Raw genomic sequence first — 20,017 nt, 5'->3', positions numbered from 1 at the left:
ATGGCCATCAAGCCGCAGTCATACAAGCGGTGCGAGACATTGGAAACTTGGATTCGCAATCAAGGTAAAATGAAACGAATTGTTAGCCATCCGAGGGCAGTCCCTGCTCTATCCTCCGAAACCGCAGCGGCGAAAGCGCGGAGGCGCGCTGCCACCAGTCCGCGACGCGGTCGTCGAGCGCGGTCATACCTCGGCCCAGGCCGGGATAGATCCGAATCTGCTGCACCGCCTCGGCTTCGAAGCCTTTGCCCTTGCGCGTGATCTTGATCGCGGCACCTTCGCGGTCCCGCTGGGTCAGCGGCACCAGGAGGCGGCCACGCGGGCGGAGCGACTGGAGCCAGAGCGGATGCGGATGCGAGAAACCGGCGTGGATGATGATCACGTCAGCTGGTTCACGGATCTCCTCGCAACCGTCGCCATGAAACACGATGACGTTGTGATAGCGGCGCAGGAAGCTCGCAGCGCGGTACGCCAGAACCTTATCGCAATCGACCGCCATCACGCGCCCTTTCGGGCCGACCATCTTCGACAGTATCGCGGAGTAATAGCCGAGCCCGCAGCCGATCTGCACGACGCGGTCCTTCTCCTTGATGTCGAGCACGTCGATGAAATGCGCCCACAGGCTCGGCAGACCCACGTCCAGCTTGCGGCGCGCGTCGATCGCGACCAGCACATTGTCATAGAGATGAACCGGATCGGCATCGGGCGTCAGCCAGTAGCTCCGCGCTGCCTCGCTCTTGACGCGCCACGGCCCTCTGGCCAGAAAATCCTCGCGCGGGACGGCAGCCAGTGCTTCGAGCAAGCGCGGTGAGGAAATCCGCTCGCGCTTCGCAATCATCGCGACGTAACGCGCACGCGCGGCGGCAAGGTCATTCATCGCACGGGATCAGCCGGTTCGCGCACGGGTACGTCCGCGCCGAGCTCGTTGACGAGTTGCATCGCCTGCTTCAGGTCGGGCGTATAAAAGCCCTCGCTGAACTTGCCGACGATCGGCACGAGCAGGAGGCTTGCATGCTCGCGCTTGCCGGCCTCGTGCGACAGGCGCGCGAGGCTGACGGCGGTGCGGAGCTCCCAGGACAGCGCGCCCTGCTTGCGCGCGGTCTCCAGCGACAGCGCGAACAGATCCTCGGCCTCCTGCACCGAGGCCGGGTCGCGGTCGAGCAGCGTGATCTCGCCTTGCAGGCGGTAGACCTCGGCGAGGTAGGAATGATCGCCGGTCCGCCGCGCGGTCGCGAGCGCGCCGTCCAGCGCGCGCAAGGCGGCCTCGCGCATCCCGACCTTGGCATAGGCTTCCGCCAGCAGGCAGCGGAACCAGCAGCCGGCGAGCCAGGAATCCATCGCCTCGTATTCGTCGAGGCCGAAGCGCATCTGGCTGATGCCTTCGTCGGCCTCGCCGAGCTGCGCCAGCGCCCAGCCGCGCAGGATCGCGGCCTGCTGCTTCCAGTGCAGGAAATTGTGCTCGGTGGCGATGATCATGGCGCGGTTGGCATAGTCGCGCGTGCCCTCGATATCGCGCAGATGCTGGCAGAGATAGGCGCCGAACACGAGCGCGAAGGCGAGCGAGAAGGGATGGCGGATCTTCTCCGCATGCAGGATCGCCTGCTCGCTGTGCTGGCGCGCCGCGTCGGGCCGGCCGAGGAACCACAGCAGGTAGCCGAGATAGGACAGCGAAACGACGCCGGGATCGGTGCCGTGCCGCTCCATCAGATCGGAATGCAGATCGGGGCTGTAGAGGTTGATGCAGCGGTGCAGATGATGCTGGGACGCGGCGAAGCGGCCGCGATAGAGCATGGTCATCGCGATCGAGCGGTGCGCCTCGATCAGATAGCCAGTCTGCTGCGCCGGGTGGGTCCGGTCGTTGAGCCGCTCGCGCTTGGCGAATTTCAACAGCTCGACGCTGAGATCGTGCGCGCGGGTGAGATCAGCACGGATGAAGTGACACACCCAGAGGCCGCGCGTGGCGGCGAAAGCCTTTTCCTCGTCGTCGAGCTGCTGGCCGAGCTCGAGCGCGCGAGTATAGTTCTCCTCGACCTCCTGCACCGCATAGCCCTTGGCCGCGATCAGCGCGTTGCCGAGCGCGATGCGCAGCTCGAGCTCCATCTCGTCGGCGCCCTGCATGCGCGCATTGGCCTGCACGACGCTGAGGCCGCGCCGGAGATGGCCGATTGCCTCCAGATTGGCGCCGCTCTTGGCCGCCTGCTTGCCGGCCTTGAGCCAGAAGCTGGCGGCGCCCTCGCTCTGGCCCGATTCGGTCAGGTGGTGGGCGAGCAGCTCCGGCTCGCGCTCGGTCTTCTCCGGATACATTTCGCCCAGCACCTGGGCGATGCGGGAATGCAGCTTGCGCCGCTCGCTGTGCAGGAGGCTCGCATGCGCGGCGTTCTGGATCATCACGTGCTTGAAGGAATAGAGCGCATCGGGCGGATGGCCGCGGCGCATGATCAGTCCCGCTTCTTCCAGATGATTGAGCGCGGCCTCGATCTGCTCGGCCGGCGTGTTGGCGACCGCGTGCAGCGTCTCGTAGGAGAACTCGCGGCCGATGGTGGCGCCGATCTGCGCGATCCGCTTGAACGGCCCCATCCGGTCCAGCCGCGCCATCAGCGAGTCGGTCAGCGTTGCCGGGATCGCGAGCTGCCGCCACGGGCCCGACAGCACGTAGCGCCCATGCCGTTCGGTCAACAGGTTGGATTCGAGAACGGTCTTGGTCAGCTCCTCCAGGAACAGCGGTACGCCGTCGGTCTTGACGATGATCTCCTCGACCACCTCCTTGGGAAGCTCCCTGCCGGCGACGCGCTCGACCAGCGTCGTGCGGAGCTGGCGGCTCAGGCGATTCAGCACCAAGGTGGTGATATGCGAATGCGCGTTCCAGCTCGGCTGGAATTCGGAGCGCGCGGTGATGATGACCAGGACCGGCCGGTTCTGCACCCGATCGACCAGAAGGTCGATCACCTCGCGCGAGGTCGGATCGATCCAGTGCAGATCCTCGAACGCGATCACCAGCGGCATCTCGCGCGCAAGGCCAAGGAAGTGATTGACCAGTGCCGCGACCGTCGCGTCCTTCTGCTGCTGCGGCGACAGCTCGAGCGGGGGATAGCGATCGCCGGTCGGAATCGACAGCAGCGCGGCGAATAGCGGCGTGACCTGCTCGATGTCGCCATGTGCGGCGGCGATCGCGGTCTCCAGATTCGCCAGCGACAGCGCGGAAGCATCCTCGCGGTCGAGGCCAAGCGAGAATTTGAGCTGCTCGGCAAACGGATAGAATGCGGTGGAGGTGTAATAGGGCGAGCACTGGAACGAGACCTGGCCATGGCGGTCGCCCGAGATCCGTTCGAAGATCTCCTGGATGATGCGCGACTTGCCGATGCCGGGCTCGCCGAACTTGACCACGACCTGGCCGTCGCCGTCCTTGGCCTGCTGCCAGCGGCCCATCAACAGCGCGATCTCCTCCTCGCGGTTGACGAGCGGCGTCAGCCGGCCGCCCATGGCGGCGGCAAAGCGGGTCTCCACCCGCGTGGCGCGCACCACGTGCCAGGCCTGCGCCTTCTCCGAGATGCCCTTCAGGACATGGACGCCGAGATTGCGGTAGTCGAATTTCCCCTTCAGCAGCGAATGGGTCGAGGAGGAGATCACGACGCCATTGGGCGGCGCCAGGGCTTGCAGGCGCGCGGCGAGATTGACGGTCTCCCCGACCGCGGAGTCGCGCTCCTCGGTGCCCTGTCCGACGAGGTCGCCGACCACGACGAGCCCGGTCGCGATGCCGATGCGGACGGCGGGCGAGTGGGTGAGCGCCCCGCGCGGCTCGATCGCGCGCGCGGTCGAGAGCACGCGCACGATCTCGAGCCCGGCACGCACCGCGCGCTCGGCGTCGTCCTCATGCGCGGTCGGATAACCGAAATAGACCAGAATGCCGTCGCCGACGAAGCGTGCGGCGAAACCTTCGTAATGCTTCACCACGCGGACGCAGGTTTCGCGAAAACTCGCGATCATGTCGCGCACGTCTTCCGGATCGAACTGCACCGAGAGCGAAGTTGAATCTACCATGTCGCAGAACATGGTGGTGAGCTGGCGCCGCTCGGCGCCGACTTCCGTCCGTGCTTGCGGGCGCGCCGCTGGCGCCGGCGTCTCCGCGGTTTCCGCCTTGAACAGCGCGGCCATCGCCCGCTGGAGCCGCTTGCGATCGCCGAGCGGCAATCCGAGTCCGACCAGATCCGATTCGGTCAGATCCGGCATGACATCGAGATCGAGGCGGTGCTGCGCGAAGAGATCGCTGTAATGGCCGAGGCCAATGGCCTCGAGCCAGCGCTTCAGCCCGCCTTCCGCCCCGATGTCCGGCTCGTTCTCCAGCATGGTGATTTCTGCCCGACCCTCACTCCGTCGAAGGGCTTTGGGTCCCTCAACCACAGATTTTGGGGCCCGAACTTCACCTCAGACTGGACGCGTTCCCTAAGTCTTGGGAAGAATAGCCCAATCAGATCAAAAGGGAATGGCGTTGTCCGACATTGCATCCGGAGCGGGAGAGGGATCGGACGGCGAAAGTGCCGAAACCGGAACCTTTGCCCATATCGGCGGTCTTCTGGAGCATTATGCGCGGAAGACGCCATCAACACCGGCCCTCCTCGCCCCTGACCGGCCGGCCCTCACCTATGGCGGACTGGACGAGCTGATCCGGCATCTGATCCGTAACCTGCGCGGGTCTGGCATCGGCCCTGCCGACCGCATCGCCGTTGCATTGCCGCGCGGTGCCGACAGCGCGCTGGCGCTGATCGCGGTCGCATCAAGCTGCACCTGCGTTCCCGTCAATCCCGATCTGACCGCGGACGAGCTGCAGCGCTATTTCAGCGAACTGGAGCTGACCGCGCTCGTCACCCGGGCCGACATGAACTCACCGAGTCGTGACGTCGCCAGGGCGTTCGATATCGCGGTGATCGATTTCGTGCCGGGACCGAAAGACAATCTCGGCGGCTGCGCATTCATCGGCCCGACGATCGGTCCGGCCAGCAGCAGCGGCGCGTCGCGCGGCGACGACGATGCGTTCATTCTGCTCACGTCGGGCACGGCGGCGCGGCCTAAAATGGTGCCGCTGACACAGCGCAATGTGTGCCTCTCCGCGCGCAATGCCGGCCGCGTGCTGTCGCTCGCGCCGAACGACCGCCTGCTCAACGTTCTGCCTCTGTTTCACGCCCATGGCCTGATCTCCGGCCTGCTGACGGCGCTGGCCGCAGGCTCCAGCGTGATCTGCACCGAAGGTTTCGATGCCGCGTCCTTCTTCGGCTGGATGCGGGAGCTGCAACCGACCTGGTACACGGCGGTGCCGACCATCCATCGCGCGCTGCTGACGGCGGCGGAAGCCGACCCGGACCGCGCCCGCTCGTCGTCGCTGCGCGTGATCCGTTCGGCCTCCGCCTCGCTCGCGCCCGCGATCCTGAACGGATTGGAAGCGACGTTCGGCGTTCCCGTGCTCGAGACCTACGGCATGACCGAAGCGGCCTCGCAGATCGCGGCCAATCCGTTCGAGCTGCGCAAGGTCGGATCTGTGGGGCGCGCCGCAGGCCCCGAGATCGCGATCATGGACGAGACCGGCCGGCTGCTTGCGAGTGGCGAGCGCGGCGAGATCATGCTGCGCGGCCCCAACATGAGCCGTGGCTATTACAATGACGAGGCGGCGACGCGGGCCGCGTACCGCGACGGCTGGTTCAGGACCGGCGATCTCGGCTATCTCGATGCCGACGGCTACCTCTTCATCGTCGGGCGCATCAAGGACGTCATCAACCGCGGCGGCCAGAAGATCTCGCCGCTCGAAGTGGAAGAGATCCTCTTGAGCCATCCCGCGGTGTTGGAGGCCGGCGTGTTCGCCGTCCCGCACCCAAAGCTCGGCGAGAACGTCGCCGCCGTCGTGGTGCTGCGGCCGAATTCCGAGGCGACCTCGGACCAGCTGCGCCAGTTCGCGCGCAAGCGTCTCGCCGCCTACAAGGTGCCGAGCCTGATCCGCAGCGTGGCGGCGCTGCCGAAAGGCGCCAGCGGCAAGGTCAAGCGCAATGCGCTAGCCGAGCTGATCGCGACGGCAAAGGACGCCGACGAGGAGCAACTGCCGCGGAACATGCTGGAGACCCAGCTCGCGGAGATCTGGGCCGGCCTGCTGGAGCTGTCGCAAGTCGGTATCGATCAGGACGTCTTCGCGCTCGGCGCGGATTCGCTTGCGGTGACGCAGATGCGCTCGCGCCTGCGGGAGCGCTTCAATGTCGACTTCTCGTTCGAGGACATCTTCGATTGCGCCACGGTCACTGCGCTTGCGGCGCGGATCGAGACCGCCGCAAGCCGTCGTGAAGCGGCACTCCCGGCCTGGCGCCAGGCCAGAGAAACCGACGCGCCGCTGTCGTTCCAGCAGCAACGGATGTACGTGCTCTCGCGGCTCGATCCGACGCACTACAACTATAATGTCGTCGAAGTCGCGCTGCTGAAGGGGCAGGTCGACGTCGCCTCGCTGTCTGCGGGGCTCACCGCGATCTGCGCGCGCCACGAGGCGCTACGCTCAGTTTTCGTCGAGCAACAGGGCGAGCCGGCACAGCGGGTACTGCGATCGCCCCCTCGATTCGATCGGGTCAAGCTCAAGCCTTGCCCTGTCGGCAAGCGGGCCGAGGTCATCAGGCGCGAGGCGCTCAAGCTCGCGCAATATCCGTTCGATCTGTCGCGCGAGCCGCCGCTGAAGGTCACGCTGCTGTCGTTCGGCGCATCCAGCCACGTGCTGGTGGTCAATGTGCATCATCTCGTCACCGACGGCTGGTCGCAGCGGCTGTTCTGGGAGGAGCTTGCCGCCCATTACAGTGCCGCGCGCAAGAAGAGCGTAGCGGCGCTTCCCTCGCCCACCTTCCAGTATCGCGACTTCGCGCTGTGGCAGCAGAGCTGGGCGCAGACGCCGGCGGCACAACAGCAACTCGACTACTGGAAAAACCAGCTCGACGGCGTCACCACGATGCCACTACGGACCGACCGGCCGAGGCCGGAGATCTGGAGCGGTCACGGCGCCCGTCATTATTTCGAGTTCTCCACGCCGCTGTCGGGCGATATCCGCGCGCTGAGCCAGGACCAGGGCGTCACGCCGTTCATGACGCTGCTCGCGGCGTTCCAGTGCCTATTGTTCCGCCACACCGGGCATGAGGACGTCGCGACCGGATCGCTGATCGCCAACCGCAACCAGATCGAGAGCGAGCGCCTGATCGGGCTGTTCGCCAACACGCTGATCCTTCGCAACGATTTCGGCGGCGATCCGAGCTTTGGCGAAGTGCTGCGGCGGGTGCGGCAGGTCACGCTCGATGCCTACCGCAACCAGGATCTTCCGATCGAGGAGGTGCTGCGCGCCTTGCAGGTGGCGCGAAGGACGGATGGCAATCCGCTGTTCCGGATCATGTTCATCCTCCAGAATGCCTCGATCGAGGCGGCGCGCTTCCCCGGCCTGTCGACGCGGCGGATCGAGATCGATCCAAAGGTCGCGCGCTTCGACATCACGCTCGAGCTGGTCGAGGCCGACGGCCTCTTCACCGGCTTCTTCGAATACGCGACCGATCTGTTCGACGCGGCGACGATCGAAGGTATGGCTGCGCAATTCAAGACCCTGCTCAAGGCCGCGATCGCCAATCCGGAGCAGCACATCTCGCGCCTGCCGCTGCTGGCTGAGGCCGAACGCCGGCAGTGCTGGCGCAAGGCCGCGGAGCCCGCGTCATTTTTGGCAAGCGCGGCAAACTCAGCGAACGCTTCGACGCCCTGGCGAGGAAGACACCGAACGCGATCGCCGTGTCCGATGGTCGAACGTCCCTGACCTATCGCGAGCTGGCGCGCCGCAGCGAGGCGGTGGCGGGCTGGCTGGCGCGCGAAGGCATCGGTGCCGAGAGCGTGGTTGCCCTGCTTGCAGAGCGCGGGCCCGACTTGCTGGCCGCGATGATGGGTGCGCAACGCGCCGGCGCGGCGTTCCTGAATCTCGATCCCGAGCAGCCGCCGGCGCGGCTCGCGACCATTTTGGGATCAAGCTGCGCCCGGATGCTGCTGGCCGGTCGCGCGCAATCGCCGATGGTCGAGGCGCTGCTCGAACCGCTGGTCGCGCGCATCCATGTGGCCGAGCTCGAAGACGCGATCGCGCCAGGCGCGACCAAGCCGGCCCGTGCCGCGCGGCGCGACGCCGCAAGCCTTGCCTATCTCGTCTACACCTCCGGCTCCTCCGGCGCGCCGAAGGGCGTCATGATCGAGCAGCGCGGACTGTCGAACCATCTGGCCTCGCTCATCGCCGAGCTCCGCCTTTCGGCCAGGGACGTGATCGCCCAGACCGCACCGCAGAGTTTTGTCATCTCGGTCTGGCAGTTCCTCGCCGGCCCCATGGTCGGCGCGCGCGTCCATGTCTGTGCCAATGCGGTCGTGCAGGACCCGATCCGACTCGCGCAGGAGATCACGCGCGAGGGCATCACGGTGCTGGAGATCGTGCCGTCACTGCTGCGCGTGATCCTCGATCGCATGGACGAGGCGCAGATCCGGCGCGCCTTCGCAAAACTGCGGCTACTGATCTCGACCGGCGAGCCGCTGCCGGTCGATCTCTGCCGCGCCTGGTTCGACCGCTGCCCGAAAGTGCCGCTGGTCAACGCCTATGGCGCGTCGGAATGCTCCGACGACGTCTCCCTGCATCGCCTGACCAAGGCGCCGCCGACCGCGACGAGCAACGTCGCGGTCGGCGCGCCGCTGCCGAACACGCAGCTTTACGTGCTCGACGCAAATCTCGAGCCGCAGCCGGTCGGCGTCGTCGGCGACTCTGCATCGGCGGCGCCGGCGTCGGCCGCTTCTATGTCAACGATCCCGCACAGAGCCGGCAGCGTTTCCTGCCCGATCCGTTTGCGCGCCAGGCCGGCAGCCGTCTCTACCGGACCGGCGACCTCGCCCGCCGCCGCAGTGACGGCACGATCGAGTGCCTCGGCCGCGCCGACCAACAGGTCAAGGTCCGCGGCTACCGTATCGAGCTCAAGGAGATCGAGGCCGCGCTGGCCGAGCATCCGGCATTGCGCGCCGGCATCGTCGAGCCGCGCCGCGAGGCGAGCGGCGATGTCAGGCTGATCGCCCATATTGTCGCAAAACCGGGCAGCCGGAGCAGCGCCAGCGAGCTGCGCGAGTTCCTGAAGAGCCGGCTACCGGTCCACGCCATTCCGTCGGCGTTCCTGTTCCTGGAGCAGGTGCCGCTCAATGCGCACGGCAAAATCGACCGGTCTGCGCTGCTGGCACCCGCCCAGGTGGACGCGTCCGGACCGGATGCGGCCGTGCCGGCGCGGCGCTTCACCGAAAAGGTGCTGTCGGACATCTGGACCGATTTGCTGAAAGTCGAGAGCATCGGTGTCACCGACAATTTCTTCGACCTCGGCGGCCATTCGCTGCTGGCGGGCCAGGCGATGGCGCGAGTCGCCCGTGCGCTCGGGGTGTCGCTGCCGATCAAGACCATCTTCGAGGCACCGACGATCGAAGAACTCGCCCGGTGGGTCGACGAGGCCGTGGCTGCAAAGCCGCGCAAGCCTGCTGCAACGGCGCCGCTCCTGACCGAGCGCGGACCTCCGACACTCTCGGTCGCGCAGGACCAGATGCTGCGGATCGAGCAGAACCTGCCGGGACTCCCACTGTTCAACCTGCCCTTTGCCTTCCATCTCCAGGGCCCGCTCGATCCGGCCGCCCTGGCGCAGGCGATCGATGATGTCGCGGCCCGGCACGAATCGCTGCGGACCACGTTCGGCTGGAACGGCGAGGAGCCGACCAGCCGCATCATTCCGCCCGGCAAGCTCCGCCACTTGGTGACCGTCGAGACGATCGGCGACGGTCATCCCCACAACAACAAGCGCCGCAAGGCGCTGGAGCTCAGGAAGATCGACCTCCTGATCGAACAGGAGACGTACACCCCGATCGACACCACACAGGCGCCGCTGCTGCGAGCCCGGTTGTTGCGGCTCCACGCGAACGATCACGTGCTGCTGCTGACGTTGCATCACGCCATCGTCGACGGCTGGTCGATCGGCGTGCTGTTCGAGGAATTGTCGAGCCGTTATGCGGCGCTGGCCGGATATCCGTCGGTGCCGCTGCCGAAATCGCCACCGGCTTTCGCGGATGTCGCACGCTGGCAGCGCTGGTGGTGCGGCACCGACGCCGCCCGCCGCCAGGCCGCCGACTGGACCGAGAATCTGCGCGGCGCGGTCGCTCTGTTCGACGGCGAATCAAGCCCGGGCCCATCCACCGGCCATCATCCGATCAATCTCGAGCCCGACCTGATCGCACGGCTCACAGCCTTTGCCGGCCAGCACAATGGCACCTTGTTCATGTGCCTCCTCACCGGCCTGAAGGCCCTGCTGCTGGCGCGAACCGGCCATAGCGACATCGCGGTCGCCACCGCCATGGCCAACCGTGCCCAGCCGGACACCGACCGAATCGTCGGCCCGTTCGAGAATACGGTGATCGTCCGCACGAAAATCACGCCGGAGCTGTCGTTCGTGGAAGCCCTGGCCCGGGTGCGCCAGAGCGTGCTCGATGCGCATGCGCGGCAGGAGCTGCCGTTCAACCTCGTGGCCGACCATCTGGAGCAGGAGGGGATCGATACCGCCGCCCTGCTCCAGGTTTATTTCACACTGCAAAATCCGCTGCGCCAGCCGCTCGACCTGCCCGATCTCATCACCGCCTCGATCGGCAACATCGCGCGCGAAGGCCAGCCGGTGCTGCCGATCGACCAGACTTGGCTGTCGCTGATGCTCAAGGAGCGCCCAACCGGAATCACGGGGTCATGCAATTACAAAAGCGAATTGCTCGACGGCGGTATGGTCGGCGAATGGATGGAGGATCTCGTCGCGCTGCTGGTGGCCGCTAGCGCCCAACCCAACGCACCGCTCGGCCGATTGCTCGCGCGCCGGGCGGCATGACCAGCTATACAGCACGGACGAATACGGGTTCACTCGCCAAAGCTGTGAATGGGCAAGTTGCATCTTGATTATTTGACGCCACCGCGCAAGATTATTCCCGCGTTTTGATTTGGACGATCATTTTCAACCGGGGGAGTGTGTTATGGGTTTCATCAAATTTGCCAAGGGTACCTCGTTGAGCGACAAGGACCGAAAGGCCCTGCAAAAGCTGCTGAGCAACGAGAAGAAGAAGCTCCAGGCCGCGCTGAAGGACGTCGACGCCAGCCTTTCGGTGCTGGGCGGCGCGAAGAAGGCCAAGAAGAAGAAGAAGTAAGGATCCTCGGCCGGGAGGCCGCACGAATCTTCAGGCTTCATTTACGGAAATCGGCCGCTCGCGCGTCGAGTTGGGGTCTCGCACAAGCTTGCGCCTGTAAACCGGCCTGCAAATCGACAAGAATTTGCCCGGGTGGACCGTTACAAGCGGTCCGCTCAGTTGATTCTTGCTCAGTTGTTTCTTCCGTCGGGACCGGCAATCCAGCCTCCGCCCGATGCCAAAGGCCCAATTGATGGCAGACGACAAAATTGAACTGTTTGTCGGATTGATCGAGACCATTGACGCGCCGGGCGCCGCCGATGCGTGCCGTCGCCTACTCTCGGTCGACGAACGGGTCCGCGCCGACCGCTTCGTGTTCGAGCGGCACCGGCGGCAATATATTTTCGCGCACGCGATGCTGCGCCTGGCGCTGTCCCAGGTCGCGCCAAACGTCGCGCCCTCCGACTGGTCGTTTGGTGCCGGGCGATACGGACGGCCGTATGTCGCAGCGCCGAAGACCTCGACCGCACTGCATTTCAGCCTGTCACATGCCGACGGCTGCGTCGCCTGCGTCGTGTCCCGGCATGAGGCCGTCGGTGTCGACGTCGAAACCGTATCGCGGCGGGTTGCGCCACTGTCGACCGCGCTTCGCTTCTTCGCGCCGGAAGAGGTCGAAACCTTGCGCGGGCTGCCGGAACCTGCGGCGATCGAGCGCTTCTTCGATTACTGGACGCTCAAGGAGGCCTATCTCAAGGCCAGGGGGTTTGGCCTCAATCTGCCGCTCGACGCCTTTGCAATGCAGGTTTCGCGCGAGGCGATCGAGATCAGCTTCAAGCCCGATATTGCCGATGATCCCCAGGGCTGGCGCTTTTCGCTGTGCTCGCCCTCCCCCTCGCATCGCCTTGCGATCGCCGACGGCTCCCGTGCGGACGGCGGCCTTCCCATCAGCCGCAACGCCTGGCCGTTCCAGGAAGCGGCGGAATGACGCTACCGCGGCTGCGCGTCTTTCCGGCGATCTCGCGCAACCGCGACCCTAAAAAATATGTCGGCGAGCTGATGGGCGTGGCGCAGTTCGCCGACCGCAACGGCTTCGAAGGCATTCTGCTGTTCGAAGGCAACGACGTGTTCGTCGAGCCCTGGGCGATGGCCCAGCACATCATGGCGGAAACAGCGCGGTCTTCGCCACTGATCGCGGTCAACCCGGTCTACATGCACCCGTTCACGGCGGCGAAGTTCGTCTCCTCCTTCGCGCAGCTCTACGGCCGCAAGGTCTATCTCAACATGATCACGGGGACCGCAGTCAGCGACTTGCAGGGGCTGGGCGACGAGCAGTCGCATGGCGATCGCTATATCAGGCTCGGCGAGTTCGTCGCGCTGATGCGCCAGCTGCTCTCGAGCCCGCGCCCGGTGACTATCGAGGGCCGGTTCTACCGCGCCAGCAATTTGCAACTGCGTCCGCGCCTGCCGGCGGAGCTGATGCCGGAATTTTTGATCGCAGGCCAGTCCGAGGCGGCGCAGCGCGTGGCAAGGGAGACAGGCTGCATCAAGATGCAGATGCTGCCGCCCGATCTCGATCACGGTCTCGATGCGCCGGGCATGAACTTTGGGATTTTCGCCCGCGAGAGCCGCGACGAGGCGCGGCGGGGGGCGAAGGCGCGCTTTCGCGATAATGTCGATGATCGCAAGCTGCTGGCGCTCACGGTCGAGAACAGCGACTCCGTGTGGAAGCGGCGGCTGTATGAAGGACAAAGCGGCGAGCTTCAGGACAATGGCTATTGGCTGTTGCCGTTCCTGACCTTCCAGGCCGACTGCCCCTATCTTGTCGGCAGCTACGCGGAGATCGGCGCGAAGCTGAAAGCGTTCGCCGCGAAGGGCCTGACCACGATCATGCTCGACATGGTCGCGGATGAGAGCGAGATGCAGCACGTCTGCAAGGCGCTCGCGGCGAGCGGGATGTTTTAGAAGTTGCCTTTTCTCCCTCTCCCCGTTCTTACGGGGCCGCGACGAGCTTCGCTCGCGCTGAGAGGGTTGGGGTGAGGGGCCCCTTCCCACACGTGAGATCGTCGAGGGACCTGTACCCCCTCACCCGAATTCGATCTTCGATCGAATTCGACCTCTCCCCGCAGGCGGGGAGAGGTGAAGAACGCAAGCCCCTCCAGGAGCCACCATGGACTACGCCGCCAGCGAGCTGACGCCCCGCGAGCGCTACAAGGTGCTGACGTCCTTCATCCTGCCGCGGCCGATCGCGTGGGTGACGTCAATCGGGCCGACCGACGTCGTCAATGCCGCGCCGTTCAGCTTCTTCAACGCCTTCTGCGAGGATCCGCCGCTCTGCATGTTCGCGGCGAACCGCAAGCCGAATGGCGAGGACAAGGATACCTTCCTCAACATCCAGCGCACCGGCGAGTTCGTGGTCAACATCGCCGACGAGCCGCTGGCGCGGGCCATGCACGAGAGCAGCGGCGATTTTCCGCCCGAGATCGGCGAACCCGATTATCTCGGCTTGAGGCTCGCACCATCGTCGAAGATCGCCGTGCCGCGGCTCGCCGACGCGCCCTGGGCGATGGAGTGCAAGCTCTGGAAGCTGATCGACGTCAACGACGATCGCCGCCTGATCATGGGCGAAGGCATCCACTTCCACATCCGCGACGAGCTGTGGGACGACACGGCGATGCGGGTGCACATGGACCGCTATCACCCGATCGGCCGCATGTTCGCCGACCGCTACTGCCGCACGGACGACCGCGTGGTGTTTCCGGCGGCGGAGGGGGTGAAGGGGAAGTAGCGCCGCGGCGGAGGTACGCTCCCTCGCCCCGTTCTTATGGCGCCGCGACAAGCTTCGCTCGCGCTGAGAGGGTTGGGGTGAAGGGCTTCTCTCCCCACGCGAGATGCTCGAGAGAGCTGTACCCCCTCACCCGGATCGCAAGAGCGATCCGACCTCTCCCCGCAAGCGGGGAGAGGTGAAGAAAGGCACCTACGTCGCCGGCTCGATCTTGTCCTGAGTCTTCGTCTCGAAATCGCTGGCGTCGTGCCGCTCGTGGAGCTGGCTCGAGGGATCGCCGGAGACACGGTTGACCATGCGGCCGCGCTTCACCGCGGGGCGCTGCGCGATCTGGTCGGTCCAGCGCTGCACGTTCTTGTAGTCCTGCACCGACAAAAATTCGCCGGCGCCGTAGACCAGCCCCTTGGCGAGCGCGCCGTACCACGGCCACACCGCCATGTCGGCAATCGTGTACTCCTTCCCCGCGAGGTACTCGTTGTCGGCGAGGCGACGGTCGAGCACGTCGAGCTGCCGCTTCACCTCCATCGCGAAGCGGTCGATGGCGTATTCGATCTTGAACGGTGCGTAGGCATAGAAATGGCCAAAGCCGCCGCCGAGATAGGGCGCGCTGCCCATCTGCCAGAACAGCCAGGACATGGTGTCAGTGCGGGCCTTGATCTCCTTCGGAAGGAAGGCGCCGCCGAATTTCTCGGCGAGGTAGAACAGGATCGAGCCGGATTCGAACACGCGGATCGGCTCCGGACCCGAGCGGTCCATCAGCGCCGGGATTTTCGAGTTCGGATTGATGTCGACAAAGCCGCTGCCGAACTGGTCGCCGTTGCCGATCCTGATCAGCCAGGCGTCGTATTCGGCGCCCTTGTGGCCGAGCGCCAGCAGCTCCTCCAGCATCACCGTGACCTTCACCCCGTTCGGGGTCGCCAGCGAATAGAGCTGGAGGGGATGCTTGCCGATGGGCAGCTCCTTGTCGTGGGTGGGGCCGGCAATGGGCCGGTTGATGCTGGCGAACTGCCCGCCATTCTCCTTGTTCCAGGTCCAGACTTTGGGCGGCACGTAGGCGGGGGCGTCGGTCATGCGGGGGCTCCGGCAAAAAGATGCGCGTGCATTAATTAGACCGCGGATGGCCGATAGCAAGGCCTCCGAAATGCATTGCCCGGCGGGGCAACTCTACGTTTCGTCATGGCAGGCGCCCTCCCCACGGTCATTCCGAGGCGCCCGCGGGGCGAGCCCCGGAATGACAGCCTCTATGACGCTGCCGCCTGCGGCCGCAGTTCCGCCTCCATCACAAAACCCTCATATCCCTTCGCTGCGACCTCGTCGCAGATGCGGCGGTAGACGCCGACGCCGCCGATATAGGGCATGAAGATGCGCGGCTTGCCCGGGATGTTCGCCCCCATGTACCAGGAATTGGCCTGCGGATAGAGCGTGCCATGGGCGACCTCGTTGACATGGGCGACCCATTTGTCCTCGGCGCCGCTATCCGCCTCCATCGTCGCAAGGTCCTGCCCGCGCATGTGGACGAGGCAATCCGCGATCCAGTCGACGTGCTGCTCGATCGACACGATCATGTTCGAGAGCACAGACGGGCTGCCGGGACCGGTTACGATGAAGAGGTTGGGAAAACCCGCGCTCATCAGGCCGAGATAGGTTTTGGGACCCTCCGCCCATTTCTGGTTCAGCGTCTGCCCGCCACGGCCGTGGATGTCGATCTTCGCGACCGATCCGGTCATGGCGTCGAAGCCGGTCGCCATGACCAGCGCATCGACCTCGTGATCCCGTCCTGCGACACGGACCGCGTTCGCGGTGATCTCCTCAATCGGGTTGGTCTTGATGTCGACCAGCGAGACGTTCGGCCGGTTGAAGGTCTTGAAGTAATCCGTATCGATGCAGATCCGCTTGGTGCCTATCGGATGGCTGCTCGGCTGCAGCAGCCTTGCGGTCTCAGGGTCCTTCACGATCTCCGCGATCTTGCCGCGGACGTAGTTGGCGGCGGTGTCGTTCGCGGCCCGATCGAGACCGAGATTGTTGTAGACGTACATGAAGGTGAGCCCGCCATGATCCCACCGCGCCTTGTATTTGGCGCGCCTGACGTCCTCGGCATCGTCGAGCGCGCCGCGGTCGGGCTGCTCGGCATAGATGCCGTTGCGAGCGACCTCGCGGGCGAAGCGGCGGATCTCCGGATAGTTCTTGCGGAACGCATCGCGCTCCTCGTCGGTGAGCGCGGCGTTGCGGGCGGGAATCGAGAAGTTCGCGGTGCGCTGAAACACGGTGAGATGTTTCGCCTGTTCGGCAATGATGGGCGCCGACTGGATGCCTGACGATCCCGTGCCGATGAGACCGACGCGCAGGCCGGTGAAGTCGACGTCTTCATGCGGCCAGTTGCCGGTGTGATAGACGGGCCCCCTGAAGTTTTCGATGCCCTTGATGTCGGGCCTGCGCGCGTTCGAGAGACAGCCGGTGGCGAGCACGACGAACTGCGCCTGAACGATCCTGCCGTCGGAAGTCGTAACCGACCAGCTGTTCGCACGCTCATCGAACACGGCGCGCTCGACGCGGGTGTTGAACTGGATGTCGCGGCGAAGGTCAAAACGGTCGGCGACGTGATTGGCGTATTTCAGGATCTCCGGTTGCGGCGCGTAGCGCTCGCTCCAGTCCCATTCCTGCTGGAGCTCTTCGGAGAAGGAGTAAGAATACTGCATGCTCTCGACGTCGCAACGCGCGCCGGGATAGCGATTCCAGTACCAGGTGCCGCCGACGCCGCCGCCCTGCTCGAAGACGCGTGCCGAGAAGCCGAGCCCGCGCAACCGGTGCAGCATGTATAGGCCGGCAAAGCCTGCACCGACGACGACCACGTCGTAGGCTTCCGCACCCTGAGCCGGATTCGCTTGCGCTGACGACATCTCTTGGCGCTCCCTGATTTGTTTTCTGTTGCTGCGAGCCAGCATTCTCTCAAGGAGACGAAAGCGCAAGGGGCAAATCGGACGGCGCTGGTCCGCTTATTTTGTAGAGCGGAATGGTGCGTCCACTGCGCGGCGCCTGCACGCAAGATGCGGGGTCGAATCCGGCATGGCATCGCAGGCGACGATGGGCTAGCGTCGCGCAATCTCGCACGCAAAGCGACAACAGCAACGAAGGCGGCTGCCGGGAGAGAGCCATGAAATCGCCGATCTGCGACATGCTGGGCATCGAGTTCCCGCTACTCGCCTTCAGCCATTGCCGCGATGTCGTTGCCGCTGTCAGCCGCGCCGGCGGCTTCGGCGTGTTGGGTGCCACCGCGCACACGCCCGATACGCTCGAACGCGAGCTGAAATGGATCGACGACCACGTCGACGGCAAGCCCTATGGCATCGACGTGCTGATCCCCGAAAACATCTCGACCGCCGGCGAGAAGGACGTCACCTGGAAGAGCCTGGAAGCTCGCGTGCCGCAGGAGCACCGTGCCTACACGCGCGACCTGCTGAAGAAATACGATATCGAGCTGACCACCACTGATGTCGCCGACAACCGGCCGCAGCCGTTCGACGCCAAGACGGCGCTGGAGCTGCTCGAAGTCTCCTTCAATCATCCGATCCGCCTGATCGCGAATGCGCTGGGCGTGCCGCCGAAGGCGATGATCGAGATGGGCAAGACGCACGGCGTCCCTGTGGCCGCGCTCGTCGGCGCCAAGGAGCACGCGCTGCGCCAGGTCGCGGCCGGTGTCGACATCCTCGTGGTGCAGGGCACCGAGGCCGGCGGCCATTGCGGCGAAGTCTCGACCATGGTGCTGGTGCCCGAGGTGATCAAGGCGATCAAGAAAATCCGCGACGTACCAGTGCTGGCGGCCGGCGGCATCATGACGGGGCGGCAGATGGCCGCCTGCATGGCGATGGGCGCCGCGGGCGCATGGACCGGCTCGGTGTGGCTCGCGACCGTCGAAGCCGAGACCAGCGAGATCTTTCGCGAGAAGATGATCGCTGCGTCCTCGCGCGATGCGATCCGCTCGAAGGGCCGCACCGGCAAGCCGGCGCGCCAGCTCCGCTCGGTCTGGACCGATGCCTGGGACCGCGCGCCGGAAAGCCCGGGCGCGCTGCCGATGCCGCTGCAAAGCATCATCAGCCGCGATGCATTCAATTCGATCGATCGCGCGGCCGCAAGCGGCAATGCGAAGGCGCGTGATCTCGTCAGCTATTTCGTCGGCCAGGGCGTGGGACTGATCGACAGCGTGAAGTCGGCAGGCGCCGTGGTGCAGGAGTTCAAGGAAGATTTCGCCGAAGCCGTCGAGCACATGAATGCGCTGGTGGCGGAGTGATGGTGTGTGTGGCCAGAGCAGCGCCCGCGGCCCATCCTTCGAGGCTCGGCCGGCGGCGCAAATGCGCGGCCGACCTCGCACCTCAGGATGACGCTGTCCCCGTAGCCGTCACCCTGAGGTGCGAGCCGCGCGGTGCGTAGCGCCGCGCAGCGAGCCACGAAGGGCGACGGCGTGCCCAAGATCCGAAACGTAAAGCAAGAAGAAATGACCAATTCCCTTACTCCCGAAGAGCGCATCCCCGTCATCGTCGGCATCGGCGAGATCGTCGACCGCCCGAAAGAAATAACCGAAGGCCTCGAGCCGCTCGATCTCCTCGAACAGGCATTGCGACGCGCAGAAACTGATGCCGGCGCAAGGCTGCTCGGTGAGGTGCAGTCGCTCGACGTCGTCAATTTCTTGAGCTGGCGCTATCGCGATCCGGAAAAGCTGCTGGCGCAGCGCCTCGGCGTCTCGCCGGCGCATTGCTATTACGGCCCGGTCGGCGGCGAGAGCCCGATCCGTTACATCCACGAGGCGGCCAAGCGCATCGCGCGCGGCGAATGCACCGTGGCGGCGGTGTGCGGCGCGGAGGCGCAGTCGACCGCGACCAAGGCCGAGCGCGCGGGCGCAAAGCTACCATGACGCCGTTTGCGCATGACGTCGAGGAGCCCAAGCGCGGCGCGGCGTTCCAGAAGCCGCTAGCGGTGAAGCTCGGCGTGTTCCGGCCCGTCACGGTCTATCCGTTCTATGAGGCCGCCTCCTCCGCGCATTGGGGCCAGACGCCGCGCGAGGCGATGGCGGAGTCAGGCACGCTGTGGTCGCGCTATTCGGAAGCGGCCGCGCAAAACCCCAATGCCTGGCTGAAGCGGCGCTATGCGCCTGAGGAGATCACGACGCCGACCGCGGACAACCGCCTGATCGCGTGGCCCTACAACAAGCTCATGGTGGCCAATCCCAGTGTCAACATGGGCGGTGCGCTGCTGCTCACCAGCCTTGCCAGGCGCGCGCGGCAGGCGTCGCGGAAGACAAGCTGGTCTATCCGCTCGGCGGCGCCTCCGCGGAAGAACCGCGCGACTATCTCTTGCGCGACCAGTTTTACGAGAGCCATCCGCAGAATGCGGTGCTCAGGAGCGTGATGGACCTCGCCGGCGGCGACGGCAAGAAGTTCGACGCGATCGAGCTCTACAGCTGCTTCCCCTGCGTGCCCAAGATGGCGCGGCGGACGCTGGGTCTTTCCGACGACGTCCAGCCGACCGTGACCGGTGGCCTCACCTTCTTCGGCGCGCCGCTCAACACCTATATGACGCATGCCGCCTGCGCGATGGTGCGGCGGGTGCGCGATGGCGCCAGTCTCGGCCTGCTCTATGGCCAGGGTGGCTTCGTCACCAAGCACCACGCGCTGGTGGTGTCGAAGGCGCCGCCGCGCGAGGCGCTGGCGCAGGAGACGAGCGTGCAAGGCGAAGCCGATCGCAACAAGCGCGCGGTGCCGGAGTTCGTGACGGAGGCCTCAGGCAAGGGCAAGGTCGAGAGCTTTACGGTGCTCTACGGCCGTGGCGGCGAGGTCGAGCACGGCGTGGTGATGCTGCGGACGGAAGACGACCGACGCACCTTGGCGCGGATTCCGGCGGGCGATAGCGCGACGCTGACCCATCTGCTGAACATGGATCGCACGCCGGTGGGTTCGATTGGCGAAATCACGATAGCCGCGGATGGCGTGCCGGAGTGGCGGGTGGCGTAGGTCTTGTAGGGCGGGCAAA

General features: G+C 65.6%; 9 protein-coding genes and 2 pseudogenes. 7 read left to right on the top strand and 4 right to left on the bottom strand.

Going from position 1 to position 20,017, the window contains the following annotated elements:
• Window positions 1-82: 82 nt before the first annotated feature.
• Together FOM02_RS24270 and FOM02_RS24265 are read right to left on the bottom strand one after the other, a co-directional pair.
• The gene (locus FOM02_RS24270) at window positions 83-877 is read right to left on the bottom strand and encodes a protein-L-isoaspartate O-methyltransferase family protein (protein WP_027562585.1); all 795 of its coding nucleotides are present in this window, start codon (window positions 875-877) and stop codon (window positions 83-85) included.
• The gene (locus tag FOM02_RS24265) at window positions 874-4,344 is read right to left on the bottom strand and encodes an ATP-binding protein (protein ID WP_027562584.1); all 3,471 of its coding nucleotides are present in this window, start codon (window positions 4,342-4,344) and stop codon (window positions 874-876) included. The genes FOM02_RS24270 and FOM02_RS24265 overlap by 4 nt, the downstream gene beginning before the upstream one ends.
• Before the next feature lie 136 nt (window positions 4,345-4,480).
• Here FOM02_RS24265 and FOM02_RS24260 point away from each other — a divergent pair.
• From FOM02_RS24260 to FOM02_RS24240, 5 genes and pseudogenes are all read left to right on the top strand, one after another.
• A pseudogene (locus FOM02_RS24260) lies at window positions 4,481-10,922 on the top strand (amino acid adenylation domain-containing protein).
• A 142-nt stretch (window positions 10,923-11,064) separates the two neighbouring features.
• Window positions 11,065-11,235, top strand: coding sequence for a hypothetical protein (locus tag FOM02_RS24255; RefSeq protein ID WP_167336559.1), 171 nt, complete (start codon window positions 11,065-11,067; stop codon window positions 11,233-11,235).
• Window positions 11,236-11,467: 232 nt separating this feature from the next.
• A complete protein-coding gene (locus FOM02_RS24250) occupies window positions 11,468-12,199 on the top strand; it encodes a 4'-phosphopantetheinyl transferase family protein (protein WP_027562582.1) in 732 nt (243 codons plus the stop codon).
• On the top strand, window positions 12,196-13,176 hold the full coding sequence (locus FOM02_RS24245) for an LLM class flavin-dependent oxidoreductase (protein ID WP_027562581.1): 981 nt from the start codon (window positions 12,196-12,198) through the stop codon (window positions 13,174-13,176). The genes FOM02_RS24250 and FOM02_RS24245 overlap by 4 nt, the downstream gene beginning before the upstream one ends.
• A 205-nt stretch (window positions 13,177-13,381) precedes the next feature.
• On the top strand, window positions 13,382-13,999 hold the full coding sequence (locus tag FOM02_RS24240; protein ID WP_027558631.1) for a flavin reductase family protein: 618 nt from the start codon (window positions 13,382-13,384) through the stop codon (window positions 13,997-13,999).
• Window positions 14,000-14,188: 189 nt separating this feature from the next.
• Here FOM02_RS24240 and yghU read toward each other — a convergent pair whose 3' ends face one another.
• Both yghU and FOM02_RS24230 read right to left on the bottom strand, forming a co-directional pair.
• Window positions 14,189-15,067, bottom strand: a complete 879-nt coding sequence (yghU, locus tag FOM02_RS24235; RefSeq protein ID WP_027558630.1) for a glutathione-dependent disulfide-bond oxidoreductase — start codon at window positions 15,065-15,067, stop codon at window positions 14,189-14,191.
• Between the two features lie 170 nt (window positions 15,068-15,237).
• Entirely contained in the window at window positions 15,238-16,893 is a 1,656-nt protein-coding gene (locus FOM02_RS24230) for a flavin-containing monooxygenase (RefSeq protein WP_027558629.1), read from the bottom strand.
• Window positions 16,894-17,147: 254 nt separating this feature from the next.
• On the opposite strand from FOM02_RS24230, the gene FOM02_RS24225 reads away from it, so the two are divergent.
• Both FOM02_RS24225 and FOM02_RS24220 read left to right on the top strand, forming a co-directional pair.
• The gene (locus FOM02_RS24225; RefSeq protein ID WP_027558628.1) at window positions 17,148-18,281 is read left to right on the top strand and encodes a nitronate monooxygenase; all 1,134 of its coding nucleotides are present in this window, start codon (window positions 17,148-17,150) and stop codon (window positions 18,279-18,281) included.
• A gap of 204 nt (window positions 18,282-18,485) precedes the next feature.
• Window positions 18,486-19,998: pseudogene (locus tag FOM02_RS24220) on the top strand (acetyl-CoA acetyltransferase).
• The last annotated feature ends 19 nt before the right edge of the window (window positions 19,999-20,017 follow it).

It is taken from the genome of Bradyrhizobium sp. SEMIA (assembly GCF_014844175.1).
GTDB classification, from domain to species: Bacteria; Pseudomonadota; Alphaproteobacteria; order Rhizobiales; family Xanthobacteraceae; genus Bradyrhizobium; species Bradyrhizobium arachidis.
This window is presented reverse-complemented; position numbering and strand designations above follow the sequence as displayed.

Coding starts and splice junctions, on each gene's coding strand:
- FOM02_RS24270 (WP_027562585.1), bottom strand. CDS start 877: ATGAATGACCTTGCCGCCGCGCGTGCGCGTTACGTCGCGATGATTGCG.
- FOM02_RS24265 (WP_027562584.1), bottom strand. CDS start 4,344: ATGCTGGAGAACGAGCCGGACATCGGGGCGGAAGGCGGGCTGAAGCGC.
- FOM02_RS24255 (WP_167336559.1), top strand. CDS start 11,065: ATGGGTTTCATCAAATTTGCCAAGGGTACCTCGTTGAGCGACAAGGAC.
- FOM02_RS24250 (WP_027562582.1), top strand. CDS start 11,468: ATGGCAGACGACAAAATTGAACTGTTTGTCGGATTGATCGAGACCATT.
- FOM02_RS24245 (WP_027562581.1), top strand. CDS start 12,196: ATGACGCTACCGCGGCTGCGCGTCTTTCCGGCGATCTCGCGCAACCGC.
- FOM02_RS24240 (WP_027558631.1), top strand. CDS start 13,382: ATGGACTACGCCGCCAGCGAGCTGACGCCCCGCGAGCGCTACAAGGTG.
- yghU (WP_027558630.1), bottom strand. CDS start 15,067: ATGACCGACGCCCCCGCCTACGTGCCGCCCAAAGTCTGGACCTGGAAC.
- FOM02_RS24230 (WP_027558629.1), bottom strand. CDS start 16,893: ATGTCGTCAGCGCAAGCGAATCCGGCTCAGGGTGCGGAAGCCTACGAC.
- FOM02_RS24225 (WP_027558628.1), top strand. CDS start 17,148: ATGAAATCGCCGATCTGCGACATGCTGGGCATCGAGTTCCCGCTACTC.